The sequence below is a fragment of the Cytobacillus sp. FSL W7-1323 genome (assembly GCF_038595015.1).
Classification (GTDB): Bacteria; Bacillota; Bacilli; order Bacillales; family Cytobacillaceae; genus Cytobacillus; species Cytobacillus kochii.
Window position 1 is genome coordinate 710,285 of sequence record NZ_CP151998.1, and the last position, 16,122, is coordinate 726,406.

The window sequence follows — 16,122 nt, forward strand, 5'->3', positions numbered from 1 at the left end:
CTATCTTAATTGTGGTTTAGGAAACTTTCTATATTTGAACTGAAAATAAACACCTCCGGTGGTACTAATTCTTTATTTATTTTTTACTATAAAATTGTAAATTTAGAATCTATATGTATTTATTTATCTTTGTATGAGAAATATTGCATATCAAATGATTTAGGTGAATTCCATTACTCTTATTTATTTTCTACTGGCAGCACTCAACACACGTCGAATGTGTGGCGCAGCTTGTTTTGAAAGAAGGCAACTAACCCTTGTGGTGGTTGCTTATTTTGTGTGCCAGGCATGTTCATTAACTTGGCGGTGAAAGTCCGCTATGGGCGTTGGGATATGCGAACCATTAGCTGAAGGCAAGGGTGTCCATGGCGTCGTGGAATCTGAAGGAAGCCCTAGGCAAATCCTTGGTCTGAGGTACACGAATCACATTTGAGGTTTCCATTCCTGGATGAGTTTGCAAAACAAAACAATGTCCAAAATATCCCCGGATGGGATGGGAATAAATGTGGCAGATATATGAGGAGAAAGTGAATGAACTTACCCTGGGAGATCTCTTAATCCCCTTAATAGGAATCTATTTAGCGATAAATAACTGAATTAAGAGAAGTCAGCAGAAGTCATAGTACCAACCTAACGGTTGAGAAGGACTGAACGAAAGGAGAGAACATGTTAGAGCTATTTACAAAGGGACGATGAAACAGAAACCGAATGGGTTTCAAGGGAGTCTTGGACGGAATCCAGGAGATTCTTTTGAAATGTAGAGTTACCTTTGTACAAACTTGACGACATGGGACCAATATGGAAACTAATGATAATTTAATTCGAAAAATTATAAGCCCAGATAATCTAAACCTAGCTTTTGTGAAGGTGAAAAGGAATAAAGGGGCAGCAGGAGTCGATGCGAAAGATATAGAAGCGACCCGTCTTCACCTTAAAGAACAGGGACAAGAAATTATAAGGCTTATACAGGACGGAAAGTACAAGCCCCAACCAGTACGAAGAGTCGAAATCCCTAAAACAGATGGAGGGAAAAGAAAACTAGGAATTCCCACAGTAGCGGATCGAGTCATCCAACAAGCCATGGTCCAAGTCTTGACACCCATTTTTGATAGAATATTCGATCCGAACAGCTATGGTTTCAGACCGAACAAAAGTGCACATCAAGCTATTGAGCAGGCAAGGACATACATCGAAGATGGATATCAATTCGTTGTGGACATTGGCCTTGAGAAATTCTTTGATAAAGTTCACCATGATAAACTCATGTCCCTAATTTCAAAAACAATTGAGGATAAACCGACCTTAAAGCTAATCCGACGATACTTACAAGCAGGTATTATGGAGAATGGGCTAGTTACAGTAAATAGAGAAGGGACTCCACAAGGAGGACCATTAAGCCCTCTTCTTAGTAACATTATGTTAAATGAGCTTGATAAAGAACTGGAGAAGCGTGGACATAAGTTTGTTCGCTATGCGGATGATTGCAACATATACGTCAAGAGCCATAAAGCGGGAGAACGAGTGAAACAAGGTATTACAGACTTTATTGAGAAGAAATTAAAACTGAAGGTGAATGAGGGGAAAAGGGCAGTGGAAAAGCCAGTGGCACGTATATTCTTAGGGATGAGTTTTTACTCTTCGAGCAACAACACCCGAGTATACGTGCCAAAGAAATCGAAAAAGAGACTCGAGGAAAAGCTTAAAAAGTTAACGAACCGCAACTGGGGAATAGCCATGGAATACTGAATTCTTAAAATCAATCAATTTATCCAAGGGTGGCGCAACTACTTCAAAATAGCTGACATCAAGAAATATGCTGGAAAGATAGACGGGCATATCAGGAGAAGGCTACGTGCCTGCGATTGGAAAGAGTGGAAGAAAGTCAGGACCAAATTTAGGAACCTGACGAGATTGGGAATCAAGAAAGGTAAGGCGTGGCAATATGCAAACTCCCGTAAGGGATACTGGAGAAATTCCAAGAGTCCTCCCTTGGACCAAGCCATGAACAATAGATATTGGCTTCAACAAGGATTAAAACAATTAACAAACATTATTACATAAACTTTCGAACCGCCGTATACCGAACGGTACGTACGGTGGTGTGAGAGGTCGGGGGTTAATCACCCCCTCCTACTCGATTGTTCGTCGAAAGGATTTACGATGTTGCAATGAATCCTTGGGTTACTTCAGTGCTACCGGTACCTTTATTCACCAGTGAGTACAAGCCTTGATGAGTTAAAGTGTCTAGTATTGTTACTTCTTTATGTTTCCTAAATCACTCTCATAGTTCTCACTTTCGCGCTCTTATAGCTTTTCTTGATACTACGGTATTCCACAAGCTCTTCCCGAGATATTATTTCCTCTGCATACATATCAAGGTAATCCTTCTTTCTTAATTTATTTGCTTTATTCTCAATCTTGGTCAGCTCATTTTTTAATCTGGATTTTCTTCTACTAGGTAGGAAATATCCTTGTTGAATATTGCCCAGTCCTTTTTCTTGTCTGATCGGAATAGAAGCTTCCCCCCATAATAAATGCAAGTGGTCTTGTGTCCACATTTGTTACATCGAAGATAACAGATATAGTAATCACCCCTCACTTCTTCCTCTAAAAGTTGAGTCGTACAGCGACAAATATTAAACATAAAATCAATCCTTTCTTTTTAGTATGTTCAACAAAACCATTTGTTCACCAGCTTGTCAATATGTTTATATAACAGATTCGTTTAAGACTTAAATCAAAAATATTGATGAAAGAAAAAAATTGAAAAAACGTTGGCTTTACTTAGTAAAATGGTAAGATTGGTTCTATTTGGGATGAAGTTAACTGAGCATAAGTGGAATAGCATTAAAGGTTAATTCTTTTATAAAATGTATATTGGATGTAAAGTGCTCCTTCTTTATGTGCGTAACTTTTTGACTAGAGGATACAGGACCGGTGGTGTAAGCTAATTTAATTGAAGTAAGTTTTTTATTTTGTTTTCAATGTTTTCATTCCTGTTAAGATGAGTTAAGAATGGTGGTCTTTGGTCTTGATAAATATGGAATAATAACTTTAACATGCTTGTGCGAAAGGGACTATTCAATAGTATAATGTATATTGTTATAATTTTAATAATGATTCGGAAGGATTAAATGAAAAGAAGGAATATAGATGAATCTTAATACTTACTAGGGCTAGTTAGATAAAGTTATGGTTAAAAATAGTATTTTCCGAGAATGTTAAGCGCTCTCAAAAAAGCAGAACAGAAAAAATTAATGATAAAAGCGAGGAACAAACATGGCAGTTTTACATCAAAAATTATTTAGTGCTGCAGATAATTTACGAAGCAAGATGGATGCCTCAGAGTATAAAAACTATTTATTAGGGCTGATTTTCTATAAATATTTATCTGATCGATTATTAGAAAAAGTCGTTGAAGTAGCAGATGAGTCTCCGGAGGAATTTGATACACAAGAAAAGCAATCCGAATTATACAAAGGATTACTAGCCGATGAAGACATTAGAGCTGACTTAGTCGAAACATTAGTCGATACATTAGGGTATGACATTGAACCACAGTATTTGTTCAATGAATTAACGGCTCAAGCGAAACAAAATATTTTTCAATTAAATGATTTAAATAAAGCGTTTATTGACTTATCTACTAAATATGTTCAGTTCAACGGCTTGTTTGATGATGTTGATTTGAAATCGAAAAAACTGGGATCTGATGATCAACAAAGAAATATCACCATTACGGAAGTGTTGAAAAAGTTAAATGATATTGATGTTGTCGGGCATAGTGGTGATGTCATTGGTGATGCGTATGAATATTTAATTAGTCAATTCGCTTCAGAAGCTGGAAAAAAAGCTGGCGAGTTCTACACGCCACATGAAGTATCCGTGATGATGGCACGGATTGCTGCCATTGGTCAAGAAGACAAGAAACTATTTAGTGTGTATGACCCTACAATGGGTTCAGGTTCATTAATGTTGAATATCCGTAACTTTATTAACCATCCAGAAAGCGTGAAGTATCACGGACAAGAACTGAACACAACGACTTTTAATTTAGCAAAGATGAACTTAATTTTGCATGGCGTAAATGATGAAGATATGCGGTTGCGTAATGGAGACACATTAAATAAAGACTGGCCAACCGATGAGCCGTATACATTTGATTCAGTGACGATGAATCCGCCGTACTCAGCCAAATGGTCTGCAGATGATACGTTCTTAGATGATTCCCGATTTAATCGCTACGGAAAATTAGCACCAAAATCAAAAGCAGACTTTGCTTTTCTCTTACACGGTTTATATCACTTAAAAGATTCAGGCACGATGGCGATTGTCTTACCGCATGGTGTCCTGTTCCGCGGCGCAGCTGAAGGTGTAATTCGTAAAAAGTTACTCGAGGATGGAAGCATTGATGCGGTCATCGGCATGCCGGCAAACTTATTCTTCGGGACAAGCATCCCAACAACAGTCATTATTTTAAAGAAAAACCGTACCACTCGTGATGTGTTGTTTATTGATGCAAGCAAAGAGTTCATTAAAGGGAAGAACCAAAATAAACTATCCCAAGAAAACATTGATAAGATCGTTGAGACATACAAAAAAAGAGAAAACGTTGAAAAGTATGCACATATGGCAAGTTTTGACGAAATCAAAGAGAATGACTTCAACTTAAACATCCCAAGGTATGTTGATACATTTGAAGAAGAAGAACCTGTGGATATAGTTGCGATTGGGGCATCCATTCAAGAGATTCAAAAAGAGAAAGGAGAAATTGAATCTAACCTGTATGAGATGATTTCTTCGATGCAGTTCGAGGAGAAAGATGCAGAGTGGATCAAAGGTGCATTAGAGGTGTTTAGTCGTGGGAAATAAAAATACACCAGAAATTCGATTCCCAGGATTTATTGGGGATTGGGAACAGCGAAGGTTAAATGAGTACCTAACAACTTCAAAAGTAAAGAACAGAGATGAACGGTTTGGAAAAGAAGATGTGTTATCAGTTTCTGGCGATTTTGGAATAGTTAATCAGATTGAATTTCAAGGACGTTCATTTGCTGGTGTATCAGTTGCACCTTATGGGGTAGTTGAAACGGGAGACGTGGTATATACAAAGAGTCCTTTAAAATCTAACCCGTTTGGAATCATCAAAACTAATAAGGGACAAGCAGGTATCGTTTCAACGCTTTATGCCGTTTATAAACCAAATGATAATGTTGATAGCAAATTTGTCGAACGATATTTTGAAAACGACCAACGATTAAATCGTTATTTGAAGCCCTTAGTAAATAAGGGTGCTAAGAACGATATGAAAGTTAGCGATGATAACGCATTGATTGGTACAGTGGTTTTTCCAGTTGAAGTTGATGAACAACGAAAAATTTCCTCGTTTTTCAATCAATTAGATAACCTAATCACTCTTCAACAGCAAGAACTAGACACCTTAAAACAAACGAAACAAGGATTTTTGCAAAAGATGTTTCCAAAAGAAGGGGAGACTGTACCGGAAATTCGTTTTCCTGGGTTTAGTGGGGAGTGGGAAGAGCGGAAGTTAAGTGAGATTGCAGAATTTAATCCTAAATCAATTTTGCCAGACGAGTTTGAATATGTTGATTTAGAATCTGTTGTAGGTACTAATTTAATTGCTCATCGTACTGAATCTAAAGAATCTGCACCATCTAGAGCACAAAGGTTAGCACAACGTGGAGATGTCTTTTATCAAACAGTCCGCCCTTATCAAAAGAACAACTATTTATATGATTTGCCTTATAATAATTATGTTTTCTCAACTGGTTACGCTCAAATGAGACCTATTATTGACAGTTATTTCTTGCTTAGCCGTGTGCAAGAAGAGTTATTTGTTAAGACTGTTCTGGATAGAAGTACAGGTACAAGTTATCCTGCAATCAACTCAAATGACTTATCAGAAATTGAAATTAAAGTACCTACTGATAATGATGAACAAACCCAAATCGGCAACTTTTTCAAACAACTAGACGAAACCATAGCTCTACAACAAAAAGAGTTAGACGCCCTAAAACAAACCAAAAAAGCATTCCTACAAAAGATGTTCATATAAGAAAGTGGTGAGATGATAGTGAAAGTGGCACATCGAGATGAAGCAGAGGTCGAGCGCCGGCTGATAGAGGTGCTTGGAGAGGGTCATAATCAGTGGAATTATCGTTCGGATTTAAAGTCTGAAGCTGATTTATGGCAGAATTTACGTAATATCATTACACAGAATAACTTATCAGAAATTGGGGAACACCCGATTTCTGATAAGGAGTTTGATAAAGTAAAGACGGAAATTTTACTGAGAACGCGGACTCCTTTTGATGCGGCACGATGGTTAAAAGGGGAGAATGGCATTGCGCGTATAACGATTGAGCGCGATGATATTTCTTTAGGGTCGCTGTCGTTAGTTCTTTTTTCTAACCAAGATATTGGTGGAGGAATTTCGAGATACGAAGTGGTTCATCAAATTGCGAAGAAAAGAGTCCAAGAAGATGGTCGTGATCGCCGTTTTGATGTGACTTTGTTGATTAATGGCTTACCGATTGTTCAAATCGAATTAAAACAAGTCACCGCCAAAGATGGTGTGTTTCAAGCATATAATCAAGTGAAAAAATACGCCGAAGAAGGCGTTTTTCGTAACAATATTTTTTCGACTCTTCAGTTATTTGTCATTTCTAATGAGCAGACGACGCGTTATTTTGCCAATGCGATGCCAAAAGATATGCATAAGAAATTCGTCTTTAGCTGGCGGACAAAAGACAATCGCAAAGTAGATAACCTCTATGAATTTGTCAAACAAGTATTGAACATTCCCGATGCCCATCGTCTCATTGCTCATTATACAATCGTTAGTGAGGAGAATGATTTCAAAGCGTTGATGGTCTTACATCCCTATCAAATACATGCGATTGAAGCATTATTTACTTCAGCGATGAAGCACCAATCTGGTTATGTATGGCATGCGACAGGTTCAGGGAAAACGTTAACAAGCTTTGTCTCAACAAAGCTATTGGCCCGAAAACCGGGAGTAGACCGGACGATTATGTTGATTGACCGGAAAGATTTAGATAACCAAACGACATCAGAGTTCACGAAGTTTGCTTCTGAATTTAATACCGGGATTTCATCAGGCAAGGCAAAATCAAATAGTTTAATCGTCGGAACAGGTAGTTCAAAAGAGCTCAGTCAAACATTACTAGCGGATGCAAATTCAAATACGGTCATTATTACAACCCGTCAGAAATTAGAGAAAGCGATAGAGTATGCCAAGAAACAAGAAGAAAAAGAGGGGAAAAATCGATTTCATAAGTTAGTTGGACAACATATTGTCTTTGTTGTCGATGAATGTCACCGTGCATTAAGTGCAGAAGGGATGGAATCAATTAAGAAGTCTTTCCCTAATTCGACTTGGTTTGGGTTTACAGGCACACCGATATTTGATGAAAATAAGAAACAGGCGAAAGGCAGATTAGCGCGGACAACAAGGGACCAGTATGGAGATGTCTTACATACATATACGATTAAAAATGCGTTAGATGATCATGCTGTCCTAGGATTTCAAGTCGAACATGAAGATACCGTAGTTCCGGTTTCTTTAAGCAACCATATTTACAATGAGCTGCGCCAAAATGAGAAATACGCGGATTATACTGATAATGAGGTCAATGATCTCATTGATCAAATGGATGGTATTGAAAAAGAGACCTACTTATCGCCAGCGAACTATGAAAATGATGACCATATCCAGAAAGTCATCCATAAGATTTTTCGACCAGATAATGCGTATACCAAGTTTGATTTTCAAAACGGCCGACCACAAAAGTCTGCCATTTTAACGACCAGTTCTATTGATATGGCAAAGCGCTATTATCATGCGATTAAGCAAATGACACAAAACCCAAATTGGTTAACGGATGAGTTTGCTGATCACCCAATCCGTAAAGGGCGTACGATAGAAGATGCTGATTTCCCTCGCATTGCCATTACTTACTCATTACAGGAAAATGAAGAAAATGCCAATGAGAATCAAGAGGAAATGAAGCAAATCATCAAAGAGTACAATGCGTATTATGATACGTCATGGTCGATTCAAGATATAGAGAGATATAATGGCGATATTAATAATCGGTTAGCACGAAAAAAAGCGGAGTTTAAACAATTTGGAAAACACTTGGACTTAGTCATCGTTGTCGATCGCCTTTTAACGGGCTTTGATGCGCCTACCATTCTAACACTTTTTGTAGACCGAAACTTAAGCTATGCCAATCTCATACAAGCTTTTTCACGAACGAACCGTACGTATCCAGGGAAAACAAAAGGGCTTATTATGACTTTTAGAAAACCGTGGACGATGGAGAAGAATGTAGCGGATGCGACGAAGTTATACTCTGACAAACAAGAAGAAACAGATCTTGTCTATCCAACGTATGATGACTCATTAAGACGATTTAAAAAAGCACATAAGAAATTAAAGTCTTTTGAAATCATCCCGACGGATATTGATGAGCAATCGTCAATAGAGACACGTATTGAATTTGTCAAAACCTTTCAAGAGCTAAGCAATGCTTATGAAGCCCTTGTCACGTACGATAATTATAATGATGATATGGAGAAATCACAGGCACTCAGAGATCAGGTTATGCTAATTGAGGAAACAGTCGGTGTATACAATACGATAAAAGGGTCACTCGTCAATGAAAAAGACGAGGATGATGAGGAAACAAGTCCTGATTTCTCAGAGATTGAATTTTACGGAGAAAATACAATCAAACTCTATGATATTGATTCCGCTTTTATCGATCAATTACTCGGCAACTACTCAGCCAACAACCAAGATATCCGTCAAGAAATCGAAAAAGCGTTACAAAAATTAAAGAAACCGGAAGCAGTAAAAGCAGTGTACAATGCCATCTTGAATGCCATAGACCAGAAAGAAATTGATGCCAACGAAGATATCCTAGCTGTCAAACGTCAATTCTTTACACAAACAAAGAACGAACGTATTCAAGAATTTGCCCAAACATGGTTCGTAGACGAAAATGAACTCCATCTATCAGCCATGCAATACATCATCGGCACCGAACCGATTCCTAATATTGCCGGCATCCTTAACAGCAAGCAATTTGATAAGTACAAAGCAATCCATCCGGAAGCAAAACCGTTAAAATATGGACCGGAGATGAAGCGGGCATGGCGGAAAGCATTGGATGAGGTCATAGTGCCATTGGATGAAGAGTTGAGATAAAGAAAATGTATGTAACTAGAGATTTAGGAATTTAATTTAGTTGATCGAGATGGGAAGCTTTTATGGTATGGGCTTCCTGTCTTTTTGTTTTTAGGTCTTTGTCATAATATCATTTCAGCAAGTTACTGCAGTTCTACTCGGTAAATATTTTTAGAGAGAAGTTGCCGGTTACTATCGCATACTATCGCATACCTATGACATACAGGGGATTTCTCCTTCTTTTATTAAGACAAAACCATTCTGCAAATCTTGTAAAATTAGCGTTATCATAGGAGCCAGCATTCTAGCGAACCGTTGCTTTAAAACTCCCCTCCCATGAACTATAGGTGAAACTCAATTGATAATGGTGAGTACGTTGGATTCATTGAAATGGTACTCAACTTACCTTACCTCGAATTTTTGTGTGACTTAAGGACTAACCCGCGATTATTCTTTTTATAGTTACACATGTAGAATGCTACTAAAACGTAAGCAGAAGGTACTTCTCTGAACCGGATGATTCTTTTTACCTTGTTATTATCCTTTTTTCTCCACAAACAATAGTGGATAAAGTATTATAAATATAATGAATAATAAAATAAAGGGTGGGGTGCACATGAAAATTGAAATAGATGTGGATTTAATAGCTGAAGGAGAAAAGGAAAAGCTGATGGCATTATTTAGAACTAACAATGATGGAGATTTTAATATAGCATTAAAAGGTATTGCATATTCAGCAATGACAGAATACAAAGAGATGTTGCTTGGGAAAGGGTTACCTACTAGAGCGGATGAAATTAAACAACATCGTTTATATCATCTTATTAAGCATTATTTTAAAGGAAGGTTTCCTAGCGAAGCTGAAGTGTCATCTATGTTTCAGTTAACTGATTCAGAAAGTAAAGCTTTGATTCGAAATGTTAAAACCAAGTTTAAATACCAATTAGAAAAAGAACTTTCATATACTTTGAGAAGCGCTATCTCTTCAGCAGAACTTAGTGAGAGTAAAGCTGAGTACCATGTAGTGATACAGTCCGATAATGTATTAGAAGAGTTAAATAGATTAATCAGCACTTATGCACCTCATTTAGATCCAATTACTAAAGTTAGAGGGAGTGCAAGAAAATTTCAGATATCAGAGGATTCTTATGCATTGCTAGAAAATCAACTTAATGATGAACAAGAGGTAGCTATTATGGAGCCAATAGATGATTGAAGATTTAAATAAGTTAATTGAAGGTTCATTTAATGCTATTAGTATTTTATTAGTTTTTTCTACAGGTTTATTTAGCATTAGCTATCCGTCAATTAATGATGTGTTGAATGAAGACATAGATAGAGGGAAGCCTAAAGCATTAAAAAGACAAAAGGAAAAGCTATATAATATCTTATTCAGTAAATGTATACCGATTTTGACATTAAGCACTATTATTGTATACATTTCCTCGCCATTAGGAATTAGAATTGCTTCTGAATCAACATTGGATCTAATACATTTTGATTTTATAAGGACTGCTTATATGCTTATTTGGTTTCTGAATATAGGAATCTTTATTATTTCGGTGTATCTCTTATATCAATTAATAATGAAAATTAAGGACTGTAAATAATGAACTCACCAAACACCTCATGTATTGCGAGATAATCTCCACACATGTGGAAGCAGTGGCCAAACTAACGTTGGTATAACGAGGGTTTTGAGCAAGGTATGTACACTTTGACCATATTTCAACCACATACCTTGCAAAATCTATATTTTAAGATGTATTTTTTGAAGAGATCTACTGATTTTTCTTTCATTGTTTATGTTACATGAGCATAAACATCTCTGGTCGTAATTGATACTTGTATGATACAACTTTACTTGAACTTCCTTTAATCCCATACCAGATTTAAGGCACATAGTTGCATGAGTATGTCTAAGATTTTAGAAAAAGTTCAATTACAATATCCAGTGGATTCGTCCCTCATCCAACCAATGATACTGTTAGCTATTCCAAATGCTGCACCCCAACTGAAGAACCAGCAATTAGACCAGCTACTGCCCATACTACTTTTGAGGTCTTTTGCGGTTCATTTCCTTAATTTATAATATAGATTTCCTCTTTTAAATTCCCTATCTTTTTACAATACAAGGTAGTATCAATTTTAACTTATGATTTTTATGACATAAGAAAAGGACAATACCACTGATTGTCCTACATTGAGTATTAAAAATCTAATTACCTACATATGGATGGATATGCACTAGCATACTTTCCTTTAAACATTTTCCTTGCTTATGATTATCCATTGTAATAACAACCCAACAAGTATCCCAGGTATAACACTTATCATTGGTAGCCATATAGGTGCTATATGTAAATCAAACAAAGTTATCTTCGTAGAAAAAATGGTTCCTACGGTCATAAAATACCCTGAAAACAAAAACAGGAAAGATGAATACGGCTTTTCACCACCGCCTGCATCTTTATAGGCATCCCATATTGCAAAGAAATATAAACAAGGAAAAAATAAAATCCACTTGTGGTTAGTTAGTTGAATTGCCCTTTCAACATTACCTTGTAAGCTAGATAGTATAATTAGATTTAGGTTCCCTTTTATAATAATTAAAACGATTAAAGGTATGAGTACAATGCCTTTAAGGTATTTACCATTTAATATTTGCCCAAAACCAGGAAATATAATGCTCCAAAGTAATACTTCGATTGTTTTCACGCCATTTATTTGTTTCCACTTTTCTTTATTATATTTGTACGATTTATTGCCGTTGGTACTTCTTCCATCCATCCATTTTTTATCATGATATTTGCGCCATCATTAGCATATTTTACAATTTCAGCTGAGAGCCGATTGTAATTCAACACTAGATCGCTTCTTTGACTAACTGATGCGGCAACACCATAATTACCTATACCACCTGCTACCAGCATGTTAAAATGAAACATCATTAGCTTATCTGAAAAAACAGGAACTGTAGATTCTAACGTAGCAGCATCCCATGTCATTGGTACTTGAAGATCACTTTCAATTAAACAATCACCAAAAACTTTTATGTGTTTTTTAGCTATTTCTTTTCCTCTATTCATATAGTCTCTTACTTTTTGTGATTCTGCTGTTTGCCCGAAACCTATAGAAAGCATTACACCAATAACATTCGTTTGAATATTCGAGAATAATTGGGAAATTTCTATTACGTTCAGTGGTCTTTTCTTCCCAATAAACGAAATACCGTCAAAATAGTTTTTATCTTCAACAAAATTGACTTTATTAGGAATAGGTATATGTGGTGGCCGAATTAATAATCCTTTATTGAGTAAGCTATCAATGACTTGATCATAAAGTTTGGAGGTCTCCTCATGACAAGAACTAAAGAAAGTACGTATATCTTTTCTAGTTGACATAGCTTTCATCAAACTGTACTGCGCCATTCCTGCTTTACCAAGGTTTTGTAAATAACTTAGAAAGAAGATATCATCAAATAAACGAGGTGCTTGTAGGTTAACATCTTGTTCTGTAAACCCAACGGGGATTGGGATTTCTTCTTCGGTGAATATACCTTTTATATTGTCCAAATTTTGAAGAGATATGTCATAGGCTATTTGAATATACGGTTCTATATCTGGGTCTTGAACTTGCACTAGAAAGTAATTTAAAACATGTTCTGTCATACTATTTTGTAAGTAAGTTGACCAAAGAGAACCAAGTTCTGAAGAGGTTAAGGGTATATAATTTGTTTTACTCAATATGTTATCCTCCCAAAAGTAACAAATTTAAACATAGTATTTGATCGATAAAAAAAACTATTAATGGTAAATAATGAGATAAATAACACCACTAACTGAAAAGTTTCCCATCAATGTTTATAATGCCGTACTAGGAAATAGATGAGTTTTTTATACAAAAGTGGGAAGACAAGAAAGACAGAGAGAACCTACTCGAGAAATATAAAGCCAAGCAGTTCATCGAGATTATAAGAGATGCTACACCAATTACAAAGTTTAATTTATTCTTTAAACTAGTCGAGAAGATGACGGTTTATAAAGTGAAGAAAAAAGTAATAGTGACCTTGTTAGAAGGAATAGAGTAGAGTGTCAAGAAATATAAGAATATGTTTGCCGGTTGGGGTTAATTATCTTGACCGGCTTTTTAATTTTTATTTCGAAAACAATTCATAAGTATCCTTTAATACGGAGTAGACGTATATTGCGTATCAGTATCACCTGACTTGGTGACTATGTAAAAGCATGTAGTGAAAGTCGATGGTTATAGAATATCATGTGATCCCTCGACGGCTTATTCAGCAGTTACGCCTTAACCAACAATTGATTGGTTATCATCGCTTAGCTATATGAAGGCAAAGCATATGATATCATAGACCTATACTTAAATTTAGATTTAGGTTGTTCTAACTTAAAAGGTGAGTGCAGGAAACCTAAGACTCTTAAAATTGCATTTAAAATAGATAAGCCGTTGTCTATTCAATTCAAATGATTCGATTTAGAAGAGGCATTTAAGTTTAGACGTGGAATTATTTATGATATAGGATTAAGGATTGATTAATGAAGCAAGTGCCATCACCTGTTTTAATTATCATACATACAAAATACTTTGTACCAACGATACAATTTGAATAGATTGAAGAGTTAAGTAAATTGAATTCTATAACTATAAATTAAGAAATAGAGGAGTGAGACATCAATATGCAATATGATGCAAAGAATTCGGAAGAATATCTAGAATTGCTTGAAGACGATTGGAGAAAAGAGAAATTGCTTGCGGTTAGACAAATGATTTTTGCTTATGCACCTGAATTTGATGAGGTGATTCGCTATAAGATGTTGAATTATGGTAAAGATGATACCTATGTGTTTGCATTAAATGCGCAAAAACATTATGTCAGTCTCTATGTGGGTACAATAGATAAGGTAGAAAATGCAGAGACCCTATTAACTGGTTATAATTATGGAAAAGGCTGCATTCGTATCAAAAAAACGATAAAGATGGAAGAAACGGGATTGGAACAATTTATTCATAAAACCGTTGATATGTGGCGCGCCGGTGAAAATACGGATTGTTAAGCTTGAGAGATAAGAAGGTCACAATCCCCTTGTGATCATATATGTAGATGTCTGACCGTGTTAAACATAAATGCCAAAAAAACGCTTCAGAATTCCTCTGAAGTGAATTTAATGTAATCATATGTGGAGGAAAGCGATGACTTATGAAGAAATTATGCAAAAGCTTGAAGAATTAGGCAGTGACCAAACAAAGAGAATCTTCTTGAACCACGGAGTAAAGGAACCTTATTTTGGTGTGAAAATTGGAGATTTAAAAAAGCTTGTTAAGTATGTAAAGAAGGATCAGAAGTTAGCATTACAACTATATCATTCAGGAAATCATGATGCGATGTATTTGGCAGGTCTATCTGTTAATCCAAAATTAATGGCAAAAGAAGACTTACAAGACTGGGCTAAGAGAGCTTATTGGTATATGGTCGCTGAATATACCGTTGCGCAGGTAGCAGCTGAAAGTGAGTATGCCCTTGAATTGGCTAATGAATGGATGAGCTCAGAGCAAGAGATGAACGCAGTTGTTGGATGGAGTACATATGCGAATTATTTATCAATTACTCCTGATGAGGAGCTAGACATAGGTGAAATTAGGACATTGTTGTACAGAGTGAAAGATTCTGTACATGAGGAACGCAATCGAGTTCGTTATGTTATGAATTCCTTTGTTATTTCCGTCGGCTCCTATGTACCTGAATTAACGGAAGAAGCGAAACAGGTAGCTGATTTTATTGGGAAAGTACATGTGGATGTAGGAAACACTGCTTGTAAGGTACCGCTCGCAAAAGACTATATAAAAAAAGTAGAAGAGAAAGATCGAATTGGAATAAAGCGTAAGACATGTATTTGTTAATATAATAAAGATGGTCCTGCTCATTACCCATGTGTGTTTGAGGTCAAAAAATAAGTGGGAAATTATCATTGAAAAGTTTGACATTCCTCCACAACCGAGTGCTTTTCTTGCAGCAAGAATTTCACTCTTTTTATAAATGGAAGTATATATAAGAAGATTTTATGAAAGTCCCAAAAGAAACCGTTTGGAAATGAATGTGATCAATTTTATGATAACAATGAGAAAGGGTATTAAAAATGAAGGAGGAATAGGTCATGAATGTTTCATTCCATATTGAAATTCAAAATCTTTATCAAAAACTAATAGATGCTTGGAACAATCGTGATGCCCAGGGAATGGCTGTACTCTTTGAAGAACAGGGAGTCCAAATTGGTTTTGATGGATGTAAGTTAATAGGGTCAGAAGAGATTTTATCGCACCTTACACCCATATTTGAAGGTCATCCTACTGCTCCTTTTGTTACTAAAGTTAAAGATACACGGCTTTTAGGTACTGATGTAGCAATTTTACACGCTATTGCAGGTATGATTTCACCTGACACATCAGATATTAACCCATCAGTAAATGCTCATCAAACGCTAGTTGCAGTGAAGAAAAATCATGAATGGCAAATTGAACTTTTTCAAAATACCCCGGCTCAGTTTCATGGCAGACCAGAGTTAGTGGAGGAAATGACAGAAGAGTTAAGGCAATTACTTCATAACTGAAGTCGTAGCCTTGTTCAGCAAAAGGGCGCTTTCTGCAACAATGGAGGCGCCTATTTTCATTTAAGTGAGAAATAACAACTACAAACAAGGTGATTAGGATAAAAATATGGTGGTAAACCGCATAATAAAATGCGCATTAAACAAGAAGCGATGGCAGTGGTAATCTAGGTTAAAAAGGTCAATTGTTAGAAGTAGTGGATAATCAATAAATCAGAAGAGAATATTTCATCACCTTATTCAAGAACAGAAAATCGG

General features: G+C 36.1%; 10 protein-coding genes and 1 pseudogene. 9 read left to right on the forward strand and 2 right to left on the reverse strand.

What is annotated here, in order from left to right:
• The first annotated feature begins 798 nt into the window (after positions 1-798).
• The 6 genes and pseudogenes from ltrA (at position 799) to MKX67_RS03755 (ending at position 10,845) form a co-directional block, all read left to right on the forward strand.
• Positions 799-2,061: pseudogene (ltrA, locus tag MKX67_RS03730) on the forward strand (group II intron reverse transcriptase/maturase).
• A 1,218-nt stretch (positions 2,062-3,279) separates the two neighbouring features.
• Entirely contained in the window at positions 3,280-4,872 is a 1,593-nt protein-coding gene (locus tag MKX67_RS03735; protein WP_328199732.1) for a type I restriction-modification system subunit M, read from the forward strand.
• Positions 4,862-6,076, forward strand: a complete 1,215-nt coding sequence (locus MKX67_RS03740; protein WP_342488868.1) for a restriction endonuclease subunit S — start codon at positions 4,862-4,864, stop codon at positions 6,074-6,076. Before MKX67_RS03735 ends, MKX67_RS03740 begins: the two co-directional genes overlap by 11 nt.
• Positions 6,077-6,091: 15 nt before the next feature.
• Positions 6,092-9,256 carry an HsdR family type I site-specific deoxyribonuclease gene (locus MKX67_RS03745; protein WP_342489250.1) on the forward strand — a complete coding sequence of 1,055 codons (3,165 nt, stop codon included), beginning with the start codon at positions 6,092-6,094 and terminating at the stop codon, positions 9,254-9,256.
• 595 nt (positions 9,257-9,851) lie between these two features.
• Complete coding sequence (locus MKX67_RS03750; RefSeq protein ID WP_328199734.1) at positions 9,852-10,451, forward strand: hypothetical protein; 600 nt, start codon at positions 9,852-9,854, stop codon at positions 10,449-10,451.
• The gene (locus MKX67_RS03755; protein WP_328199735.1) at positions 10,444-10,845 is read left to right on the forward strand and encodes a hypothetical protein; all 402 of its coding nucleotides are present in this window, start codon (positions 10,444-10,446) and stop codon (positions 10,843-10,845) included. Before MKX67_RS03750 ends, MKX67_RS03755 begins: the two co-directional genes overlap by 8 nt.
• A 652-nt stretch (positions 10,846-11,497) precedes the next feature.
• On the opposite strand, the gene MKX67_RS03760 is transcribed toward MKX67_RS03755, so the two are convergent.
• Both MKX67_RS03760 and MKX67_RS03765 read right to left on the reverse strand, forming a co-directional pair.
• Positions 11,498-11,953, reverse strand: coding sequence for a hypothetical protein (locus tag MKX67_RS03760; protein ID WP_342488869.1), 456 nt, complete (start codon positions 11,951-11,953; stop codon positions 11,498-11,500).
• A 5-nt stretch (positions 11,954-11,958) separates the two neighbouring features.
• The gene (locus MKX67_RS03765) at positions 11,959-12,981 is read right to left on the reverse strand and encodes a DUF3231 family protein (RefSeq protein WP_328199737.1); all 1,023 of its coding nucleotides are present in this window, start codon (positions 12,979-12,981) and stop codon (positions 11,959-11,961) included.
• A gap of 957 nt (positions 12,982-13,938) precedes the next feature.
• On the opposite strand from MKX67_RS03765, the gene MKX67_RS03770 reads away from it, so the two are divergent.
• The 3 genes from MKX67_RS03770 (at position 13,939) to MKX67_RS03780 (ending at position 15,867) form a co-directional block, all read left to right on the forward strand.
• Entirely contained in the window at positions 13,939-14,316 is a 378-nt protein-coding gene (locus MKX67_RS03770; RefSeq protein ID WP_307315090.1) for a DUF1801 domain-containing protein, read from the forward strand.
• Between the two features lie 136 nt (positions 14,317-14,452).
• Positions 14,453-15,160 (forward strand): DNA alkylation repair protein, encoded by a 708-nt coding sequence (locus tag MKX67_RS03775; protein WP_342488870.1) that lies wholly within the window; start codon positions 14,453-14,455, stop codon positions 15,158-15,160.
• Between the two features lie 254 nt (positions 15,161-15,414).
• Positions 15,415-15,867 (forward strand): SgcJ/EcaC family oxidoreductase, encoded by a 453-nt coding sequence (locus tag MKX67_RS03780; protein WP_342488871.1) that lies wholly within the window; start codon positions 15,415-15,417, stop codon positions 15,865-15,867.
• Positions 15,868-16,122 lie beyond the last annotated feature (255 nt).

What these genes read in the sequence shown, in the direction of transcription:
- MKX67_RS03735 (WP_328199732.1), top strand. Translation starts at nt 3,280, where the DNA reads ATGGCAGTTTTACATCAAAAATTATTTAGTGCTGCAGATAATTTACGA.
- MKX67_RS03750 (WP_328199734.1), top strand. Translation starts at nt 9,852, where the DNA reads ATGAAAATTGAAATAGATGTGGATTTAATAGCTGAAGGAGAAAAGGAA.
- MKX67_RS03755 (WP_328199735.1), top strand. Translation starts at nt 10,444, where the DNA reads ATGATTGAAGATTTAAATAAGTTAATTGAAGGTTCATTTAATGCTATT.
- MKX67_RS03770 (WP_307315090.1), top strand. Translation starts at nt 13,939, where the DNA reads ATGCAATATGATGCAAAGAATTCGGAAGAATATCTAGAATTGCTTGAA.
- MKX67_RS03775 (WP_342488870.1), top strand. Translation starts at nt 14,453, where the DNA reads ATGACTTATGAAGAAATTATGCAAAAGCTTGAAGAATTAGGCAGTGAC.
- MKX67_RS03780 (WP_342488871.1), top strand. Translation starts at nt 15,415, where the DNA reads ATGAATGTTTCATTCCATATTGAAATTCAAAATCTTTATCAAAAACTA.